Origin of the sequence: Sulfurospirillum sp. UCH001 (assembly GCF_001548035.1) — a bacterium.
Taxonomy (GTDB): domain Bacteria; phylum Campylobacterota; class Campylobacteria; order Campylobacterales; family Sulfurospirillaceae; genus Sulfurospirillum.
Window position 1 is genome coordinate 2,307,915 of sequence record NZ_AP014723.1, and the last position, 19,713, is coordinate 2,327,627.

Here is a 19,713-nt window from a genome sequence, read left to right on the forward strand (position 1 = left end):
TAGTCTCAAAGGTCAGCGCATGGCACGTACATTTTTGATCTTTATTATGACGATAACTTTAACAACTTCACTCTTTGCAGATGTGCTTTCTTCGATACTGGAGAGCAAAAAAATTCGTGTATGTATTTGGCCTGAGTACTATGGTATCTCCTATATCGATCCTAGAACGCAAGAACTAATTGGAATCGATATTGATTTAGCTAAAGAGTTTGCAAAAGAGCTTGGTGTGAATGTCGCTTTTAAAGAGAGCTCTTTTGCTTCTCTCATCAAAGACATCACAACAAAAAATTGCGATATTGCTATGTTTGCCATTGGGCATACGGAGGAGCGAAAAAAGCACTTAAGTCTTACAACACCTCATCTTGCAAGTGATGTGTATGCCATCTCCTCTAAAAGCAATAGACGTATTAACGTCTGGGAAGATATTGACAAAGCAGGTATTGTCGTTGCTGTTGCAAAAGGAACCTATCATGTTTCATTAATGCAAAAAAGTCTTAAAAATGCTCAATTGCTCATTGTTGATTCACTCCATGCAAGGGAACAAGAGGTCGAAGCAGGACGTGCTGATGTCTTTATGAGTGATTATCCTTTTGGCATTCGCATGGTAGAAGAGAAAGAATGGGCAAAACTCATTAAACCAACTTCTGTTTTTCATATGATGCCCTATGGTTGGGCTATCGCTCAAAATGAACCTGCACTTTTAGAAAAAGTCGAGAGTTTCATCGCCGCGATCAAACATGATGGAAGGCTTTTAAGTGCGGCTAAACAGCATCATTTAGAGCCTATTGTTCTAAGCGAGTAAACCATGAGCTTCTTGGTCTCTCCTAAAAAAAAGGTGATACGCTATCTTTTCGTAACTCTTTTCATGGTAGGATTGATCATCGGTTTGATTATTGCAGCTTTGGCTAATTTGCGCCAAGACGCCATACAAACGCATCGCCACATCGCCACCCTTCATGCCTATACGCTTGAAGAGCACTTTTCACAAATCCTTCAGCATATTAGCCTTACGATGGACCGCATTCCGCCTTTGAGTCATGAAGCACCTTTGCAAGAAAAGATATTCCCTGTCTTTATGGAACTTTTATACAATGCACCTTATCTTCGTTCTTTATCGCTTCTGAATGATGAAGGCGTGATCGAAGTAAGCTCACACGAGCCTAATATTGGGAAAAGAATTCATTTAGAGAATTTTTTACCTACACCTTTTGGAGAGATGCCGCTATTGCGTATAGGGGTTCCATGGGAAGGACGGGACTTTGATAATGCACGCCCAAGTAATATACAAAAACCTATTTCATCGGATAAAATCAGTTTTTTACCACTTCTAAAAAAAGTCTATTTTGAAAAACGAGCGTATTATATTGTTGCCAATCTCAATACAGACTATCTGGCGAATCGCTACACAACCATGCTTCCTATAGAACAAGGTATAGTCTCTTTATGGCGCATGGATGGAATTTTACTTTTTTCAACCGATTATAAAAAAGAGCTGGGTTCTTCACACTATGGACCTACTCATCCACCAAAACCTGATGAAGATTTTTTTGAACACTTACAGTACCATACTCAAAACCCGTTAGATGTTTCAAAACTTGCAAAATTTTTACCGTTTATTGTTGAGATTCAAACGAATGAAGCGAATGCTCTTGGCTCTTGGGATAAAGAGCGCCAAAAATTAGTAGGGATTACAACTATATTGATCCTTCTTTCCGGAGGATTGGCGCTGGTGTTGATTGTGAGGTATTATCTTGAAAACGAGCGTCAAAAAAATCAACTCTCTTATGAAAAACAGTTTCGTGTTGCCATGGAAGCCACACAAACAGGTTTATGGACATGGGATTTGCACACCAATTACCTTACATGGGATTCTCAATGCTTCCTACTTTTAGGCTATGAACCCAATGCGTTTGAGCCATCATGGGATAAAATCGTTGAACTCACGCATCCTGATGATGCGAAAAATATGCTCATATCCATACAAGAGCAAATTACTGCGCATTCCAGTTTTTTGATCGAACGTCGCATGAGAACAGCCCTAAAAGAGTGGGTTTGGATACAAGTACGTGGTAAAGTTATCGAGTTTTCACAAGAACATGAACCACTTTTTTTAACGGGTGTTTACATCAATATCGACGCACAGAAAAAAGCAGAACAACTCCATCTCTCCGCTGTTGCATTTGAAACACAAGAGGCTATCTTAATTACCGATGCGAAAGAAAAAATTGTTAAAGTCAATGAAGCCTTCACACGCATTACAGGGTATAGTGACCATGAAATCATTGGTCAAACACCTCGTGTTTTAAAGTCAGGTTATCACGATAAAGCATTTTATGAAACCATGTGGAAAGCACTCCATGAAAAGGGTTTTTGGCAAGGAGAGCTTTGGAATAAACGCAAAAATGGTGAAATTTATGCAGAGTTTATTACCATCACCACCATTCGCGATGCACACAATAAAACAACCCATTTTATTGCTAACTTCAACGATATCACAACCCATAAAGCAGCACAACAACAGATCCAAGAACTTGCATATTATGACCCCCTCACGCATCTTGCAAATCGAAGGCTCTTTGATGAAACACTTCACGACATACTTTGTGAATGCAGTGATGAAAAGCATTTTAGCGCGCTTCTTTTCATCGATCTTGACCGTTTTAAAGAACTCAATGATACCTACGGACACGATGCAGGTGATATGTTACTCATTCAAGTAGCGTCCAGACTTAAAGAGGGCATCCGAGAGAGTGACCTCGTCGCGCGTCTTGGCGGTGATGAATTTGTCATCTTACTCAAAAAGTTAGGCAATCAACAAAATGCTGCTCACCATCTTACCCAAAGCATCGCACGAAAAATTCTTTCATTACTTTCCAAACCATACGCGCTTGCTCATGGAAATTATATGCTTGGTGCGAGTATTGGATGTACCATCTTCAATAATCAAATAACCTCTACCAATGGAGCGGCTCTTCTTAAAGAGGCTGATCTTGCAATGTACAAAGCCAAAGAAAAAGGGCGAAATCAGATCTATTTTTACGATAAAACAGCCAAATAAAGGGATCAAAAATTGCTTAATATGTTTAACATCTTACTTCAAAAAGGAAGTCATCTATCATGAAACGTTATAGTATAGTCGCGCTACTTCTCACAACTTGGTTGATGGCTGATCTTTCCTATTTTGATCGTGATGTTAATGGTGCGCAGTTAGAACAGTGCAAAGCTTTTTTTACCAAAGAGAAAGATGTAAAAATCATTCATCTCCTCAATGGTCAAAACATAGAATTAAAAGATGAATTTTTAGGCGATGACAAAGAGTACAAAACCCTACTCTACACGCTCAAAGGCTGTTTTTTTAACGAAAAATACCTTATTTACAGTGACTTCATGCCAGATAGTGAAGCGTACCACGCCCTTGACATGCATGATGGTACCGATATGATCTTAGAAGGAATGCCTTATCTTTCACCTAAACAGTACTTTTTTACTACCAATGCAGAAGCATCGAATACGTTAAGCCTCTACACCTTTATAGATCAAAAAATCATCACTGTTTTTACCAAAAAATACCCTGAACATTGCCTTGTTCAATACCCTATGTGGTTAGATGAATCTTCATTGAGTTTTGTTGTAAGTTGTGAGAGAATGTTTAATAGCGATACCAATACCACTAAACCAGCAACCAAAGAGGTCTTTAAACTCATTCGTACAGGAACAACGTGGAATGTTGTTCCCTAAAAAATCTTTTATGCCTCTTTAGAAGGTACTTTTATCGCTGATTTGGCAAAGTTTACTGTAACACTTTGCGAAGGATAGAAGTGATAGCGCTCAAAATACTCAAAGCTTTCGATGCACTCTAAAACATGATTGCCAATGACAACTTTGAGCGAAATTTCATTGGTTTTTGTCACGTGCAACACATCTCGAATGATGCCACGAAGATAAACAGTATCTTCTTTTCGTAGCTCTGGTTCATGCAATGAAATGGAAATATCTCTTGGATTAATCGCTACACCCCGTTTTTCACCGATGCGGTAGCTTTTTGGAAGCGACATACTTTGTGTTTCATCAAAGTCAAAAAAGCGTTCATCACCCTTCTCTCTCCATTTACCCACAATAAGATTGGTCGTAGAGAAATCCATCAGACGTCCAAAATGAAGCCCTATTTTTCGTGTTGCAATCTCACTAAGCCATAAAAGATCATGACTCGCGATAATCACAGTTGTGCCCCATTCGCGGTTAGCATGTAAAATTGCATCGGTAAATTGAGGAATACCACTGTAATCAAGGCTATTGGTTGGCTCATCCAAAAGCAATGTCTTGGGATGTAACACAAGCCTAGAAGCCAGTGCTACCCGTTGCGTTTCTCCACTAGAGAGTTCATGCCAAGCACGGTGCATAAACTTTTTGGGCAATAATCCTACAAGGTCTAACGCTTCATGGATACGAGGTTCTATATTGCGCGTTTCTCCTCGTACTTTTAAACCAAACAGTATATTCTCTCTTACGGTGCGTTTAAGCAAATACGGCTCAGGCAATAAAATACTAATATCACGTCTGGTTGCAAGAGGTAAAGAAGAAGCATCAAAGCCACAATAGTGAAGTTTTCCACTTTGATGTGCTTCTAAAAAAGCGAGATGGCGTAATAAGGTACTTTTACCGCTACCATTTGCTCCCACTAAGCCTAAAATTTCGCCCTCTTCGACCTTAAGAGAATGAATATCTAAAACAGGTTTTTCACCATAAAGGGTTCGTAAATTTTGAAGTTCATACACAAAAGGTTTCATACAGCAATTCTCGCACGTTTTTTTAAAAAATAAAGCATAAAATTAAGTAAAAACGCTATGCTGATAAGCACGATACCAAGCGCTATACCCATTGCAAATTCACCTTTATTGGTCTCAAGCGAAATGGCTGTTGTGATGGTACGTGTAAACCACTTAATATTTCCACCTATCATCATCGCGATACCCACTTCTGCCACCACTCTACCATACGCAGCAACAGCTACAGCGACCAAAGCATGGCGAAGTTCCCACACAACGCTTTGAATCATCTGCGTTGTCGTTAAACCAAAAGACGCCAATGTAAAATAGAGTTTTTTCTCCATTCCCTCAACTGCCGTAGCCGTTAAAGAAACGATGATAGGTAAAGCCAAAATCGTTTGACCAATCACAATTCCAGGTAACGTATAGAGCAGTTCATAACTTCCAAAAGGTCCACGGTTGGAAATGAACGCATAGACAATAAGTCCAACAACAACCGTAGGAATAGCTAAAAGTGTGTCAGAAAGTAGTTTAAGTGCTTTACGCCCTGGAAAGTTAAAGAAGCCTAAACAAAAACCTAAAGGGAGCCCTATAATAAGACTAAAAATAATTGATAATGTTGAGCTTTTAAGCGTCACGTCAATGGCTGAAATCGTTTCAGGATCCAGGTTAATCAGTAACCCAAATGCCTCTTTTAAGCCCGATAAAATAAAATCCAAAAATTCTTCCTTTTTTACATTAATTTAAAAAAGATACGCTACACTACTAATATGCTAAAAAAACATATTAGGAGGATTATTCAATGTTTTCAGTAAAGAACCGCTTAAAAGGTAAAGTACTCTTTTCCCTTCTTGCCCTAAGCTCACTTATATGTGCAGCTGACCTTAAGATGGCAACAACAACCAGTACAGGCGACACGGGTCTTCTTGATGTTCTTGTACCAAAATACAAAGCCGATACAGGCGTTGACCTTAAATGGGTCGCAGTAGGTACAGGCAATGCACTCAAACTTGGTGAAAACTGCGATGTTAGCGTTGTTTTCGTTCACTCTCCATCATCAGAAAAAACCTATGTTGAAAAAGGTTTTGGCGTAGAGCGTACCCCTGTCATGTACAACGATTTCGTACTCATCGGTACTCCAGAGATGAAAGCAAAATTTGCTGGCAAAAACATCACTGAAGCATTTAAAATCATCGAAACAGAACAAATTAAATTCGTCAGTCGCGGCGATAAATCAGGAACACACGATAAAGAAAAAAGTGTCTGGTCTGCAGCTTTAGGCAAAGTGCCTGAAAAAGCACCTTGGTATTTGGAAGCGGGTCAAGGTATGATCGCAACCATCAACATCGCTGCTGAGCAAAAAGGTGTGACTTTAACGGATCGTGGAACATTTATCAAATATGAAGCAAACCACAAAGGCAATCCACCACTCGTTATCGTTTATGAAGGTGCAGATGCTTTGAAAAACTTCTATTCTGTTATGGCAGTTAACCCACAAAGATGTGCAAACACCGATTATAAAGGTGCTTTGAAATTCATCGAGTGGATTACATCTGACAAGATTCAGACTGAAATCGCTAACTTCAAACTTTTAGATAAACAACTCTTCTATCCAGACTTTAAAACACGCGCTAGAAACTAAATAACACGTAAGGTTGCCTTTTTCAAGGCAACCTATACAAACTTCACAAAAATGCTAATTGACCTACCCTTTAAATCCGACTAGCATAGAAATCTTACATTAGATTCGTAGCATCAAAATAGCTTACACTTTACTCTTTAAACTCTTTTTTATTACGCGGTTTTAGAAACAACTCTTTAAAACGCTCATTTGCGTAGTTTTCGATATCTGCTTGAAGTTTGCGATAATTATCCATAAACTCTCTTGCGACAGGCGTCAATGTAGTTCCTGCATCTTCACCACCACCTTGCTTGGTTTGCACCATAGTATCGTTGATGTTACGTTGCAAGATTTTGATGTGTGTCCATGCTTTTTTATAGTTCATGCCGATTTTTTCAGATGCTTTAGAGATAGAACCCTCTTGCTCAATGAGCTCTAAGATTTCTGTTTTCCCTTTGCCAAAAAGCAGTTCACCCTCAGCATTTTCAATCCACGTTTTTGTTTTTACATATAAACGTGGACGTAATTTCTCTTTAAAACATCCCAGTTCACAAAACGTTACATCATAGTTTTTCTCTTTGAGCGTGCCACGGATTTTTTTAAGACCAATACCCGCAGCTGCTGCACGTGCCGCTTTGCACGTCACACGATTTTTTTCATCTAACAAAGGCTTTAGGCGATTTTCTGCCTCAAGATCGTAAATACCGCCTTCTAACTTACCAAATTGCCCTAATTCGCACGAGTCAATGCGTATATCCATTGCTTTGGCACATTCACCCACTTCTAGAGGAGAACATTTAAGTTTTGCTGCAATTTTAAAGCCATCGGAGCAATCAAGTTTACCTTTTTCATTCAAATACTTCTTGATCAACTCTTCCATATCAGACATGAATTCTCCTTGGGTGGCGGTAAACATTCATGGTATCGCCTCTAACAAATCCAATAAGTGTAAGTCCAAATTTCTCAGCGATCATCAAGCCTAAACAGGTTGATGCGGTACGAGACGCAAGAATTGGAATCTGATGCATAACCGCTTTTGCCACCATCTCAGAAGAAAGTCGACCACTGACCATCAAAAAGGCATTTCTAACATCGATGCCTGCCATTTGAGCTTTACCAACAACTTTATCGATCGTATTGTGCTGAGCGATATCTTCTCCGATAAAAAAGGTCTTCTCGTCTGTAAAAAGCTTCGCCGTATGGACACAGCCTGTTTGTTCATATAAAGGACACTCTGTATAAAATTGTCCCATTTCTCTACACAATACATCTGCACTCAATGTAAAATCGCTTTTAATAACTTTAGCTTCAATCGCTTCAGGGTCAATGTTTGCTGTCATACTTTTACCACAACCGCTAATCACAACACCCTCGGCACTCAGTTTTTTAATATTATCTTCATTCACTTTGGCTTCAATTTCAACACGCATACCATCATTTAGAAGCTTGATAGAAGTGACATCTTTAAAATTTTCTATAATGTTTTCACTCATCAAGTAACCGATTGCAAGGGCTTCTTGATCCACAGGGGTTGCCATCACCGCACCTACTTTTGCGCCATTGACATAGAGTTCTAACTTAATTTCACGCACTAACGTATCTTCTCTCTCAAACTTCTCTTTGCCTTTAATCTTGGTAATCGTCGTTTTAAAAACTGGCTCCATTTCCATTCCTTTAACGTGCTTATTTTGCATATTTTAACACTAAAAAAATTGTAGCGCACTAAAGTAAATAGTACGCTACAATTTAGTTGCAATGATCAAAAAAGTGTTAAAACTTACCTTGATCTTTGAGTTTTTTATACCACGTGCTGTGAAGAATTTTAACTTCTTCTTCTTCAACATAACCTGTGATAATGCTATGAACCGCACCTTTAATGGCGAACATAGACATATACACGTGGGTAATAAAGAGCGCTACAACGGCAAAGCCCATAACGTTATGGATAATTGCTGCTGCTCTTAGAAGATCGATTTGACTCATGCCTGTTAAGTTATGGAGCATCTCCATCTTAAAGTCCAAGAAGTACATCATCGCACCACTAAGAATCATGGTGATACCACCTAGTATTGCTACCCAGTACCACATTTTTTGACCCGCATTAAACTTACCTGCTAAGATAGGCTTTTTCTCTTTTGATAAGTATCCACCTAGGATCATAAACCATTTAATATCATCCATATTAAACAGTGCTTCTTTCAGCCACATAAGTGCCATTGGAATAACAACAATCGTGAATGGAATTGTAAAGAGTCCATGAAGGTTCTTTGCCATTCTCACAAGTGTGCCACCGCCAAAGAAATCACCAAAAACGATGATAAATCCTGTTGGAATAATGACCAAAAAGCTAACAGCTGCTACTTGGTGAACAATACGGTTATACAGATTAAAGGCATAATATTTTTTCTCACTGTGAGGAAATACTTTAGGACCAATAATCTTATAATGAAGAAAAAATGCTCCAGGTACACCTATGAGGACAGCTAAAAATATCCATGCAAAGTATTTATGCTGTAACATGGTAAACAAGGGTCCCAATTTTAAAGACTCTTCTTGTCCGTATCCCAAGATATTTTGAATGCGCATCTCACCCCAGATTTGGCTATCCGTAGCAGCAAATGCTACGGTAGCTAAACCTAGAAGCGCAATGAGTGCGTAGATATACTTTCTCATTGCTGCTCCTTTCATTTATTTTTATATGCTTTATCCCATCCGTAAGGAGAGTTGGAGCCTTTTCCACCACGAGCCATAACACGCGCTCTAAAGACGTTAGAAACTGATTCAGCATCACCAACAAGAAGTGCTTTTGTTGAACACATTGCAGCACACACTGGTACTTTTCCTTCAGCGATTCTGTTTTGACCGTAAAGGTGTCTCTCTTTTTCAGAGTTAGTCTCCAATGGTCCACCTGCACACATAGTACATTTATCCATCGCTCCCTTAGCACCGAATGCGCCATCTCTTGGGAACTGTGGAGCACCAAATGGACATGCATACAAGCAGTAACCACAACCGATACATTTATCTTTATCATGAAGAACGATACCGTCTTCTCTGATATAGAAACAATCGACTGGACAAACTTGCTCACATGGTGCATCAGTACAATGCATACATGCGATTGATGTACTCATCTCACGACCTGGAATTCCTTCATTGATAGTAACAACTTTACGTCTGCTAATACCAACTGGAAGTTCATGCGCTTCTGCACACGCTACTGAACAACCATCACACTCTATACATCTGCTCTCATCGCAGTAAAATTTCATTCTTGCGTAATCCATCTCTCACCCCCCCTACGCTTTTTCGATGCGACACAAGCCGCCCTTAGTTTCAGGAATCTGAGTAATGATGTCATAACCATAGTTAGTGACGGTATTGACACTCTCGCCATTAGCATAAGGCTTTGTTCCTGCTGGGAAATTACCCGTTCTATCTGCTCCTTGGAAGTAACCAGCAAAGTGGAACGGCATAAAGACCATATCTGGCAATACCGTAAGCGAATGCTTTGCCTTCACCTTAATCTTTGTACCTTCAGGAGAATGTACCCACATCATATCACCATTTCTAATACCATGTCTCAATGCTAAATCAGGATGAATACTACAGAACATCTCTGGTGTTAACGCTGTTAGATACTTAGATGCACGATTTTCAACACCAGCACCGTTCATGTTAACTAAACGTCCTGTGACCATGTTGATTGGGAAGTCTTTTGCATAATCAGCCGCACTTTGAACTGAAATGTATTTTGTCAATACACGGAAGTGATTTGCTTTGTCTGGATACGCTGGATATTTTTGTGCCAAATCCGTACGTGGTGAGTGCAATGGCTCACGGTGTAATGGAATATGGTCAGGGAAGTTCCACACAATCGCTCTCGCTTTTGCATTACCGTATGGACAAACACCTGCTTCCATACATTTTTCAACGATTAAGTTCGAGTTGTCTACTTTCCAGTTTGCACCCATTGCCGCTTTTTCTTCTTCGCTTAGTGTAATACCAAGTACTTTTTCAATGTTCTCTTTAGTAATTTCTGGATATCCACCATCAATTTTTGAGCCCACTGGTTGTGAACCTTTTTCAGCGAGGAGATTGACACCTTCTCTCTCTAAACCAAAGTTATTTCTAAAGCCCATACCGCCTTGGCTTACAGGAATTGAAATATCATAAAGATTTGGAGAACCACCATGTTTTTTAGTCCAACAAGGCCATGGAAGTCCGTAGAATTCACCTTTCATTGGTCCCATACCCGCACCTGTAACTTCATCAAACATATGCCAGTTATCGGTGTGTTTTTTAACACGTTCAGCTGTCCAACCTGTTAAACCAATCGTTTTGATAATACGAGCGATTTCATTGGTCGCATCTTCTGGCCATTGGAAGGTTTTCTTTTCAGGAATCATCTCTAACTTACCATCTTTAGTCTCTCGCATCAACATACCTTTGGTATATTGCTCATAGAAACCTAAACGCTTTGCAAGTTCAAACATGATGTCTTGATCTGGTTTGCTCTCATAAAGAGGCTCAACAACTTTATATCTCCATTGTGCACTTCTGTTGGTTGCTACAACTAAACCGCTGGTTTCAAACTGAGTCGCAGCTGGAAGGATGAAGACGTTGTCTTTTTTATCCGTTAAAATCGCTGCTTCGTTTACAAACGGATCTGCAAGAACGATCATTTCTAGGTTATCAAGACCCTCTTTGATTTTTGCTTGTTGTGCAACAGAGGTAATACCATTACCCATTACAATGAGTGCTTTTAGAGTTGTGCCTGCATTTTCGATTTTCTCGTCATTCTTAACACCAGCAACACCTGCCCACCAACGAGCTAAAGTGAAACCATTCTTTTCCATCCATGAAGCATCTTTAAATTGTGAAACAAGGTAGTCATACTCTACACCCCATTGTTTTGCAAAGTATTTCCATGAGCCTGCTGCTAGACCATAATAGCCTGGAAGTGAGTCAGATAAACATCCCATATCGGTCGCACCTTGAACGTTGTCGTGACCTCTTAGAATATTACAACCACCACCTGCAACACCCATGTTTCCAAGAGAGAGCTGAAGAATTGGAGCAAGACGAGTATTACTTGTACCAATAGTATGCTGTGTTAGACCCATCGCCCAAATAAGCGTACCTGGTCTATTCTTAGCATAAATTGTCGTAATTTGAATAAGTTTTTCTGCAGGAACACCTGTAACATCAGCAACAACTTCTGGCGTCCACTTAAGTGCTTCTTCTCTGATTTTATCCATACCATAAACACGGTTTGTAATAAATTCTTTATCTTCCCAACCATTTTTGAAAATGAGGTGAAGCATACCATACATAAATGGAATGTCAGTACCTGGACGAATTTGTGCATAAATATCTGCTTTTGCAGCACTTTTTGTAAAACGTGGATCAATAACGATCAATTGAGAGTTGTTTCTCTCTTTTGCCTTCAAGAAATGTTGGAAACCAACAGGGTGATTAACCGCTGGGTTTGCTCCAAAAATGATAATTGCTTTAGACTTTTGAATATCTCCAAGAGAGTTTGTCATCGCTCCGTAACCCCATGTATTCGCCACACCGGCGACTGTGGAAGAGTGTCAAATTCTCGCTTGATGATCTGTATTATTGGTACCAAAGAATGCAGCAAACTTTCTAAAGTAATATGCTTGCTCATTGCTCATTTTTGCTGATCCTAAGAACTGAACAGCATCTGGACCATCTTTTTTCTTCAAATCTGCTAATTTGGTTGCAATACGATTAAGCGCATCATCCCAAGAAAGACGTTTCCATTGACCATTTTCTTTGACCATTGGATACTTAAGGCGTACTTCTGATTTGACCATATCGATCATATCAGCACCTTTACAGCAGTGTCCACCAAGGCTGATTGGGTGATCTTGAGCAACTTCTTGACGAACCCATACTCCATTTTGAACTTCTGCAATCACACCACAACCTACTGAACATGATGTACAGATAGTTTTAACTTTTTTGCTTCCAGGAAATGGGTTTTTAACCTCTTCCTCTGTTGCAGGACGTGTTACTTTCTCACTAGCAAATGCTGAAGTGGCGCCAAATGCACCAGCAACCGCTGCCATTTTAAGAAAAGAACGACGACCGACAGTCGTACTTAAAGCACGTTCTGTTGTTTTTTCCATAACGTTACGCCTCCTCTTTTATAGGGCAGATTTGTAATAATCTTCCCATGCTTGTGTTTTAGTATAAGTAATCTCTTTCTTTTTAGATTTACCTACAACAACGCCGTTTGAACCTTTTGAACCAGAAGAACTTGCCTGTGCACCCACTACACCAACGGTAGCAACAGCACCAACAAGAGCAGCTTTTTTAACAAAGCCACGTCTACTCTCATTCATCATGAACTCCTTTCTTACAACGTATCCCTTTTACAAGAGATTGCTCAAAGCTGCAAAACAGCCTTGAGCAACCTCTCTTTGGTTGCTATGCTTCTATTGCTTTTTTAGCCTTATCAGCATCTCTTTTGGCTTTATTTTCTGCACGTCTTCTCGCTTCAGCACCAGAGATGACTTCCACAGGTTTTTCAACACGCACTTTCTCTTTTAATGGCGGCTTTGCTACTTCAAAATACATACGCTCAAACGCCATAAATGCATTTAACACAATCGCTACAGATTTGTATGCTTTCGACATTGGATGTTCATACACATTGATGGTAAACTCATCCATAAAAGGATTGATCACTTCGGTAAATAAACAGTGCTGAAGGTTGTCGTATTCTTTATTTCCTTGCATAATGAGCTCAATAAGCTCATGCATAAAGGTGAAGATAAAACCAACGCTGTCTTCATTCTCTTTGAAATGGTTTTCATCACGTCTGATTTTTGTTTTGGCTAGGAAGTTTTTAACGGCTAAGCGTTGGTGACCGCTTTCAACGCCTTCATCATAATATGAAGCGGTATTGCGAACAACTTTATACGCTGGGTTGTGGAAAATATCATCATACTCTTGAATGAGTGCATCTTGACCGTAGGTTGTTAAAAAAGCATGAATTTCTTTGAGTGCTTCCTCTGAATTTTCATCCATCGGATTTTTAATCATTACATCAAGTGCTTCATTCATTCCGGCATAGCGTTGTTCACTTGTCGTAAAAACAAACATTTTGCTCAAAAAACCATAGTAGAGTGAGCGGGCTTTATTAACGGATTCTTTATTTATCATGTTTTTATTCCTCATTTCTTAAAGTCAACAAATGCAGACCGATTTAGTCTCAATTCGTTGAAACAGTTTAAAAAGCTCGAAAATAAGGGGAAAACACGGTATCTTTGTAGAAACAATACCCTTTTTTTACGATACATTATGTTATATCAGTAAACAACTGTTTACCGATTTTTGGAAAATGTACCACAGATTTGCTTAGGTGAAAATGGGGTAAAAAAAGTAATTCCAAAACTTAAATATTACTTAAATATGCATTTTAAGCATATTGCTCGGAGAACAAAAGCGGATTGCGAAGTATAGTTCAGAGAACTTTAAAGCTCCCTGAACTCTCTTTGTATAAAAAGGCTAGAATTTATACTTAACGTTGCTGTAAAATACCCTTCCTGCCTCTGAATAACCATAATAGCTAAGAAAATGACACCTGCGTCAAAATTAAACAAAATATTTATAATACACTTCTCTTCTACGAAAACACGATTTCTACACCTTTTGTGTTATACTTGTTCTTAGATTACTGCTAGGAAAACCATGTTAGAAGCACGATTGTGGATGAAAAAAAGCAATAAAAACTATCTGGGCAAAGGGCGCATTGAACTCTTAGAACGTATCCGTGAACACGGTTCCATTCACGCTGCTGCAAAAGCTATGAAGATGAGTTATAAAGCCGCTTGGGATTCCGTCGATGCTATGAATAATCTCTCAGAAACGCCACTTGTTGAAAAAGTCAGTGGTGGCAAAGGTGGTGGTGGAACGTTTCTTACAGCCAAAGGGGAAGAAGTCATCGCCGCATTTCACAATCTTCAGGTGAAACATCAACAATTTTTAGACCTTTTTGCAAGCAGTGATGATCTACCAACCATCGTTCAAACGCTCAGTCGTCTCTCATTAAAACTCAGCGCTCGCAATCAACTTATCGGCACCATTAGCGCCATTCAGGAAGATACGGTCAATGTTGCCATAGAATTAACGATAAAAGAATCCGATAAAATTTATTCCAGCATTACCAAAAACAGTTATCAAGAATTAGGACTTCACCTTGGGGAAAGTGCGATTGCTATTATTAAGGCAAGTTCTGTATTGCTCTCAAAAACAAAGCCAACCATCGCATGTGAGAATCTCTTAAAAGGTAAAATTATTCAAATTTTAAGTGATACTTCCAACACCGAAGTAACGCTAGAACTTAAAAGTCAAAGTACCATTACAGCCACCATTGCCAATGATGCGTTTGAACCGTTAGGATTAAAAATCAACGAAGAAGCATACGCTTTCTTTAAAGCCTCAAACGTTATTTTAGGTGTTTAATTTTTAGTATGTATGAAAATGAAGCACTCCTCTCTTGCACTTCGATTTATTTTTCGTTATAGTTTCAAGTATATAACGACTTAAAGGATATGTCTATGGAACCTACTTTTAATTTTTGGGACAATATGGCAAAGCGTTATCCACGCTTTAACGATGCTTCTATGAGCAAAGACGTGGGTCACATCTTAAATTGGTGCCAAAATAAAAATGTCTCATTTGAAGGCGCTTCCATTTTAGATATTGGAGCAGGAACGGGTGCTATTGCTATTCCATTAGCGCAAAAGGGTGCTCAGGTTGTGGCAATGGATATATCAGAAGGCATGTTAGCAGCCCTCAACGAGGATGCGAAAGAAGAAGGTTTGAGTTCAAAAATACAGACATATCAAAGTGATTGGGATGCATTTCCTGTAAATCAAAAGTTTGACATCGTCATCGCTTCTATGACCCCAGCCATTAGTGATAACCAAAAAATCGACAAGATGTTGAGCGCCACTAGAGGGCTTGGTATCTATGTTGGATGGGGAAAATACCGTATCAATAAACTCGTTGAAGCATTAGTGGAAGCGCATAAAGTGGTTGAAGAGGATTGCGCATCGGCTGGTTGCATCAAAGCGTATCAATTTATGGAAATCCTCAAAGAGAAAAATATTCCTTTTGAGAGCGATTTTTTTGCAACCGCATGGACCGATACATACACATTTGATGAAGCAAAAGAGTACGCCTATGATCAACTGAAGCGTAAAGATATCACTCCAAATGAAGCGATTGTTGAGTCTATTTTAGCTACTTTTATGAAAGATGGTAAAGTACACGTAACCACAGAAGCCGAAAAAGGGATGATTTTGTGGAAAGCAGCTTAAGAAAACGCCCTATATTAGGGCATTTTCTTGCATTAAAAACATTAAATCACGTAGTCATTCCATAAAGCCTCACCTGTATAGATGCGGGCACTCTCAAAATGTACAAACAATGACTCATTTTCGTGCGCTTTGATGTTTTGCCACTCGCTTTTAGAAATCTCCGCTTCTACTTTTTGATGCTCTTTGAGCGTTTCAAGCTCAACTCTCACTCTAGGTCCTACCAATCGCCAGCCGATCAGTTTTGCTTCGATGCCACTTCCTTCTGCATTGTCCACACTGATGTTGATCTCATGCGGGCGAACAAACAGTGATGCTTCTTTAGAACTTCCTAGATCTGGTGTGTTAAGTGCTGTATTTTCAAGATGGAGTGAGCCTTGTTCCACGCGCGCATGAAAGAGGTTGACATTACCCAAAAAGCTATAGACAAAGGGATTGGCAGGTCTGTCGTACACCTCTTCGGGAGTCCCTATTTGTTCGATTTTGCCTTGGTTCATCACTACAATTTTATCGGACACCTCAAGCGCTTCTTCTTGGTCATGGGTCACAAACACACTGGTGATGTGAATCTCATCATGCAAGCTTCTTAGCCACTGACGAAGCTCTTGACGTACTTTGGCATCCAATGCTCCAAAAGGCTCATCCAGTAACAACACTTTAGGCTCAACGGCAAGGGCGCGCGCTAAGGCGACACGTTGGCGTTGCCCACCTGAGAGTTGCGATGGATAACGGTTCGCGATCCAGTCAAGTTGAATGAGCTTTAAGAGTTTATGCACCCGCTCTTTGATCTCCTCTTCACTCGGACGTGTCTCTTTAGGTCTAACACGAAGCCCAAAAGCGACATTTTCAAACACACTCATGTGACGAAAAAGCGCGTAGTGCTGAAACACAAACCCCACACCTCGGTCACGCACATGTGTAGCCGTAGTATCTTCTCCATTAAAATAGATTGTTCCGCTATCGGCTTGTTCCAGTCCTGCGATGATGCGAAGCAAGGTCGTTTTACCTGAACCTGAAGGTCCAAGAAGGGCTACTAGTTCGCCATCGGGGATGGTTAAATTAATGTCACTCAGTGCTGTAAAATTTTCAAAACGTTTATTGATATGTGCTATTTCTATACTCATTATTTATCCTTAGTGAACAGACGAGCGTTTTTTACCGATACGCCACTCAATGAAACTTTTGAGCACCAACGTCAATAGTGCTAAAAGTGTTAAAAGCGAAGCAACCGCAAAGGCCGCAGTGAAAAGGTACTCGCCATATAAAATCTCAACATGTAAAGGCATCGTTGTTGTTACACCTCTGATGTGACCCGAAACAACGGCAACCGCTCCAAACTCACCCATGGCCCTGGCATTGCTGAGAATGACACCATAAAGCAAGCCCCATTTAATGTTAGGCAAGGTTACTTTCCAAAACGTTTGCCAACCTGTTGCACCAAGCGTTAGGGCTGATTCTTCCTCATCCGTGCCTTGCTCTTGCATAAGAGGAATAATCTCACGCGCAACGAAGGGCGAAGTGATAAACAGTGTCGCAAGAATGATACCTGGTGTCGCAAACACGATGCGAATATCATGCTCACCAAGCCATGCTCCCAACCACCCTGAACTTCCAAATAAAAGGACAAAAATCAAACCTGCGATGACAGGTGAAACAGCAAACGGAAGATCAATCAATGTGATGAGAAGCCCTTTACCACGAAATTCAAACTTTGCAATGAGCCAAGCGGTGGCAACGCCAAAAATGGTGTTAAGAGGTACAGTAATGATAACAACTAAAAGGGTCAGTTTAATCGCCGCAAGTGCATCAGGCTCACTGATGGATTCAAAGTACACTTTCCATCCTTTAGCCAGTGCTTCACTAAAAACAACGCCCAAAGGAAGGGCTAAAAAAACACCTAGGAAAAGAAGCGTTGTGCCCAATAAGAGGGGTTTTAGCCATTTTGGCTCTAAACGATGTTCGGTTTGCATCTTCTTTTCCTATAAACTTTTTTCGCGACTGTAAATCTGAATGGCATTGATAAAAAACAGAATGACAAAGGTTGCTAGCAACATCACGGTTCCAACCGCCGTTGCACCCACATAATCAAACTGAGAAAGTTTGGTCACGATAATGAGTGGAACGATTTCACTCACATAGGGCATATTGCTCGAGATGAAGATGATAGAGCCATACTCACCCAGTGCCCGTGCAAACGAGAGCGCAAAGCCCGTCAAAAGTGCTGGAAGCAAAGAGGGTAAAATGACTCTGCTAAACGTCTGCCACCACGAAGCGCCAAGGCTTGTAGATGCTTCTTCAAACTCTTTTTCAAACTCTTCAATCACAGGCTGAACGGTACGTACCACAAAGGGTAACCCAATGAAAATAAGTGCGACTACGACGCCTGCCCTAGAATAGGCAATTTGGATACCTAAAGGCTCTAAAAATGAGCCTATCCAACCATTGCTCGCAAAGATAGCCGCAAGTGCGATACCTGCAACCGCCGTAGGAAGCGCAAAAGGCAGATCGACCAATGCATCGACAATTTTTTTACCAAAAAAGTTATAACGTGCCAATGTCCATGCGACAATGAGTCCAAAAAAGAGATTGATGAGTGCAGCAATAAAACTTGCACCAAAACTAAGTTTAAACGAAGCCAAAACTCTAGGATCAAGGATGACCGCACCAAACTCACTCCATGAAAGTTTGGTTGTATAAAGGAGTAATCCTCCTAGTGGTATGAGCACTAGAAGGGTTACATAGGTTAGACTAAAGCCGAGCGTTAAGCCAAAACCTGGCAAGACACTCGGTTTTCTAAACTGCGACTTCATCGCTTAATTGAAGCGAAGATTTTGTCAAATTCGCCACCATCAGCAAAGTGTTTCTTCTGAGCTTCGCCCCAACCATTAAAGACTTTATCAATGGTAAAGAGTTTAAGTTTAGGGAATGTTGCTTCACTCTCTTTAGTAATTTCAGGATCGGTTGGACGGTAATAGTTTTTCGCCGCAATTCTCTGACCTTCTTTAGAGTAAAGGTACTCTAAGTAAGCAGTAGCTACCTCTTTGGTTCCTTTTTTCTCTACGTTTTTATCGACAATGCTGACACTAGGTTCTGCTAGGATGCTAATACTTGGAACGACAATTTCAAATTTATCACGACCTAGTTCATTGATAGACAGGAAGGCTTCATTTTCCCATGCCAGTAGCACGTCACCAAGTCCACGTTGAACAAAGGTATTGGTTGCTCCACGAGCTCCTGAGTCAAGTACGGGGACATTCGCATAGATTTTAGAGACAAACTCTCTGGCTTTCTCTTCACTACCGTATTTTTCAAGTCCATAACCCCAAGCTGCTAAATGATTCCAACGTGCACCACCTGACGTTTTAGGGTTTGGAGTAATGACTTTAATGTCGCTTCGTGCTAAATCATCCCAGTCTTTAATGCCTTTTGGGTTACCTTTACGAACAAGAAAGACGATGGTAGAAGTATACGGGGCACTGTTATGAGTAAAGCGTTTTTGCCAGTTAGGATCAATTGCTTTTGCTTTTTCAGCAATGGCATCGACATCATACGCAAGGGCTAGTGTCACGACATCCGCATCCAATCCATCGATCACACTTCTGGCTTGAGCACCTGAACCTCCATGAGATTGACGAATAGTGATGTTATCGCCTTTCTTTTCTTTCCAATGTTTAGCAAATGCTTGGTTGTACTCTTTATAGAACTCTCTTGTTGGGTCGTATGAGACGTTGAGTAAAGAGATGTCTGCTGCGTGAATAAAAGGCGCTACAAGCGCCAAAACTGCTATGGTTAATCCAAAGAGGCTTGATTTTAAACTTTTCATATTTTTTCCTTTGTGTTGTTGATTTGAACTATATATATGTGGTGAAAGACGTTTTTTTAGCAACACATCAGACAAAAAACACGAGTACTCTTCCCATGAATAAGGGAAATATTAGACTTCATGGTTTACCTCCTTGTTTTAAAGTGA

At 40.1% G+C, this 19,713-nt stretch carries 19 protein-coding genes; 6 read left to right on the forward strand and 13 right to left on the reverse strand.

From position 1 onward, the window contains the following. Positions 1–19 precede the first annotated feature (19 nt). From UCH001_RS11520 to UCH001_RS11530, 3 genes are read left to right on the forward strand one after another with little or no spacing between them, the layout of a single operon-like run. Positions 20–802 carry an ABC transporter substrate-binding protein gene (locus UCH001_RS11520; protein ID WP_067177970.1) on the forward strand — a complete coding sequence of 261 codons (783 nt, stop codon included), beginning with the start codon at positions 20–22 and terminating at the stop codon, positions 800–802. Between the two features lie 3 nt (positions 803–805). After that, entirely contained in the window at positions 806–3,058 is a 2,253-nt protein-coding gene (locus tag UCH001_RS11525; RefSeq protein ID WP_082705720.1) for a diguanylate cyclase domain-containing protein, read from the forward strand. A gap of 59 nt (positions 3,059–3,117) precedes the next feature. Next, positions 3,118–3,738, forward strand: coding sequence for a hypothetical protein (locus UCH001_RS11530; protein WP_067177973.1), 621 nt, complete (start codon positions 3,118–3,120; stop codon positions 3,736–3,738). A gap of 8 nt (positions 3,739–3,746) precedes the next feature. Here the strand turns inward: UCH001_RS11530 and UCH001_RS13125 are convergent, their stop codons facing one another. Together UCH001_RS13125 and tupB are read right to left on the reverse strand one after the other, a co-directional pair. Beyond that, on the reverse strand, positions 3,747–4,787 hold the full coding sequence (locus UCH001_RS13125; RefSeq protein ID WP_082705721.1) for an energy-coupling factor ABC transporter ATP-binding protein: 1,041 nt from the start codon (positions 4,785–4,787) through the stop codon (positions 3,747–3,749). Further along, a complete protein-coding gene (tupB, locus tag UCH001_RS11540; protein WP_067177974.1) occupies positions 4,784–5,485 on the reverse strand; it encodes a tungstate ABC transporter permease TupB in 702 nt (233 codons plus the stop codon). The genes UCH001_RS13125 and tupB overlap by 4 nt, the downstream gene beginning before the upstream one ends. An 83-nt stretch (positions 5,486–5,568) precedes the next feature. On the opposite strand from tupB, the gene tupA reads away from it, so the two are divergent. Next, positions 5,569–6,408 (forward strand): tungstate ABC transporter substrate-binding protein TupA, encoded by an 840-nt coding sequence (gene tupA, locus UCH001_RS11545; protein WP_067177976.1) that lies wholly within the window; start codon positions 5,569–5,571, stop codon positions 6,406–6,408. Positions 6,409–6,538: 130 nt separating this feature from the next. Here the strand turns inward: tupA and UCH001_RS11550 are convergent, their stop codons facing one another. The 7 genes from UCH001_RS11550 to UCH001_RS11585 form a co-directional block, all read right to left on the reverse strand. After that, positions 6,539–7,276: a winged helix-turn-helix domain-containing protein gene (locus UCH001_RS11550; RefSeq protein ID WP_082705722.1), complete on the reverse strand. Its 738-nt coding sequence runs from the start codon at positions 7,274–7,276 to the stop codon at positions 6,539–6,541. Further along, complete coding sequence (gene fdhD, locus UCH001_RS11555; protein WP_067177978.1) at positions 7,269–8,051, reverse strand: formate dehydrogenase accessory sulfurtransferase FdhD; 783 nt, start codon at positions 8,049–8,051, stop codon at positions 7,269–7,271. The genes UCH001_RS11550 and fdhD overlap by 8 nt, the downstream gene beginning before the upstream one ends. 106 nt (positions 8,052–8,157) lie before the next feature. Continuing rightward, positions 8,158–9,060, reverse strand: coding sequence for a formate dehydrogenase subunit gamma (locus UCH001_RS11560; RefSeq protein WP_067177980.1), 903 nt, complete (start codon positions 9,058–9,060; stop codon positions 8,158–8,160). A gap of 11 nt (positions 9,061–9,071) precedes the next feature. After that, positions 9,072–9,674 carry a formate dehydrogenase FDH3 subunit beta gene (gene fdh3B, locus UCH001_RS11565; protein ID WP_067177981.1) on the reverse strand — a complete coding sequence of 201 codons (603 nt, stop codon included), beginning with the start codon at positions 9,672–9,674 and terminating at the stop codon, positions 9,072–9,074. Positions 9,675–9,686: 12 nt separating this feature from the next. Then, positions 9,687–12,545, reverse strand: coding sequence for a formate dehydrogenase subunit alpha (locus tag UCH001_RS11570; protein WP_082705723.1), 2,859 nt, complete (start codon positions 12,543–12,545; stop codon positions 9,687–9,689). An 18-nt stretch (positions 12,546–12,563) separates the two neighbouring features. Continuing rightward, complete coding sequence (locus tag UCH001_RS11580) at positions 12,564–12,761, reverse strand: twin-arginine translocation signal domain-containing protein (protein WP_067177987.1); 198 nt, start codon at positions 12,759–12,761, stop codon at positions 12,564–12,566. 85 nt (positions 12,762–12,846) lie between these two features. Next, entirely contained in the window at positions 12,847–13,584 is a 738-nt protein-coding gene (locus tag UCH001_RS11585; protein ID WP_067177989.1) for a molecular chaperone, read from the reverse strand. A gap of 528 nt (positions 13,585–14,112) precedes the next feature. Here UCH001_RS11585 and UCH001_RS11590 point away from each other — a divergent pair. Both UCH001_RS11590 and UCH001_RS11595 read left to right on the forward strand, forming a co-directional pair. After that, positions 14,113–14,886: a TOBE domain-containing protein gene (locus tag UCH001_RS11590; protein ID WP_067177991.1), complete on the forward strand. Its 774-nt coding sequence runs from the start codon at positions 14,113–14,115 to the stop codon at positions 14,884–14,886. A gap of 95 nt (positions 14,887–14,981) precedes the next feature. Further along, positions 14,982–15,746: a class I SAM-dependent methyltransferase gene (locus UCH001_RS11595; RefSeq protein ID WP_067177993.1), complete on the forward strand. Its 765-nt coding sequence runs from the start codon at positions 14,982–14,984 to the stop codon at positions 15,744–15,746. A gap of 41 nt (positions 15,747–15,787) precedes the next feature. Here UCH001_RS11595 and UCH001_RS11600 read toward each other — a convergent pair whose 3' ends face one another. Genes UCH001_RS11600 through UCH001_RS11615 form a run of 4 tightly spaced genes read right to left on the reverse strand, consistent with a single transcriptional unit; the run spans position 15,788 to position 19,566 of the window. Continuing rightward, a complete protein-coding gene (locus tag UCH001_RS11600) occupies positions 15,788–16,867 on the reverse strand; it encodes a sulfate/molybdate ABC transporter ATP-binding protein (protein WP_067177995.1) in 1,080 nt (359 codons plus the stop codon). A 9-nt stretch (positions 16,868–16,876) separates the two neighbouring features. Continuing rightward, on the reverse strand, positions 16,877–17,713 hold the full coding sequence (gene cysW / locus UCH001_RS11605) for a sulfate ABC transporter permease subunit CysW (protein ID WP_067177996.1): 837 nt from the start codon (positions 17,711–17,713) through the stop codon (positions 16,877–16,879). A 9-nt stretch (positions 17,714–17,722) separates the two neighbouring features. Beyond that, complete coding sequence (cysT, locus tag UCH001_RS11610; protein WP_067177997.1) at positions 17,723–18,553, reverse strand: sulfate ABC transporter permease subunit CysT; 831 nt, start codon at positions 18,551–18,553, stop codon at positions 17,723–17,725. Beyond that, the gene (locus UCH001_RS11615; RefSeq protein ID WP_067177999.1) at positions 18,550–19,566 is read right to left on the reverse strand and encodes a sulfate ABC transporter substrate-binding protein; all 1,017 of its coding nucleotides are present in this window, start codon (positions 19,564–19,566) and stop codon (positions 18,550–18,552) included. Before UCH001_RS11615 ends, cysT begins: the two co-directional genes overlap by 4 nt. Positions 19,567–19,713 lie beyond the last annotated feature (147 nt).

Excerpts from the sequence above, each read along its gene's own strand:
- UCH001_RS11520 (WP_067177970.1), top strand. The coding sequence starts at position 20 with ATGGCACGTACATTTTTGATCTTTATTATGACGATAACTTTAACAACT.
- UCH001_RS11525 (WP_082705720.1), top strand. The coding sequence starts at position 806 with ATGAGCTTCTTGGTCTCTCCTAAAAAAAAGGTGATACGCTATCTTTTC.
- UCH001_RS11530 (WP_067177973.1), top strand. The coding sequence starts at position 3,118 with ATGAAACGTTATAGTATAGTCGCGCTACTTCTCACAACTTGGTTGATG.
- UCH001_RS13125 (WP_082705721.1), bottom strand. The coding sequence starts at position 4,787 with ATGAAACCTTTTGTGTATGAACTTCAAAATTTACGAACCCTTTATGGT.
- tupA (WP_067177976.1), top strand. The coding sequence starts at position 5,569 with ATGTTTTCAGTAAAGAACCGCTTAAAAGGTAAAGTACTCTTTTCCCTT.
- UCH001_RS11550 (WP_082705722.1), bottom strand. The coding sequence starts at position 7,276 with ATGTCTGATATGGAAGAGTTGATCAAGAAGTATTTGAATGAAAAAGGT.
- fdhD (WP_067177978.1), bottom strand. The coding sequence starts at position 8,051 with ATGGAGCCAGTTTTTAAAACGACGATTACCAAGATTAAAGGCAAAGAG.
- UCH001_RS11560 (WP_067177980.1), bottom strand. The coding sequence starts at position 9,060 with ATGAGAAAGTATATCTACGCACTCATTGCGCTTCTAGGTTTAGCTACC.
- fdh3B (WP_067177981.1), bottom strand. The coding sequence starts at position 9,674 with ATGGATTACGCAAGAATGAAATTTTACTGCGATGAGAGCAGATGTATA.
- UCH001_RS11580 (WP_067177987.1), bottom strand. The coding sequence starts at position 12,761 with ATGAATGAGAGTAGACGTGGCTTTGTTAAAAAAGCTGCTCTTGTTGGT.
- UCH001_RS11585 (WP_067177989.1), bottom strand. The coding sequence starts at position 13,584 with ATGATAAATAAAGAATCCGTTAATAAAGCCCGCTCACTCTACTATGGT.
- UCH001_RS11590 (WP_067177991.1), top strand. The coding sequence starts at position 14,113 with ATGTTAGAAGCACGATTGTGGATGAAAAAAAGCAATAAAAACTATCTG.
- UCH001_RS11595 (WP_067177993.1), top strand. The coding sequence starts at position 14,982 with ATGGAACCTACTTTTAATTTTTGGGACAATATGGCAAAGCGTTATCCA.
- UCH001_RS11600 (WP_067177995.1), bottom strand. The coding sequence starts at position 16,867 with ATGAGTATAGAAATAGCACATATCAATAAACGTTTTGAAAATTTTACA.
- cysW (WP_067177996.1), bottom strand. The coding sequence starts at position 17,713 with ATGCAAACCGAACATCGTTTAGAGCCAAAATGGCTAAAACCCCTCTTA.
- cysT (WP_067177997.1), bottom strand. The coding sequence starts at position 18,553 with ATGAAGTCGCAGTTTAGAAAACCGAGTGTCTTGCCAGGTTTTGGCTTA.
- UCH001_RS11615 (WP_067177999.1), bottom strand. The coding sequence starts at position 19,566 with ATGAAAAGTTTAAAATCAAGCCTCTTTGGATTAACCATAGCAGTTTTG.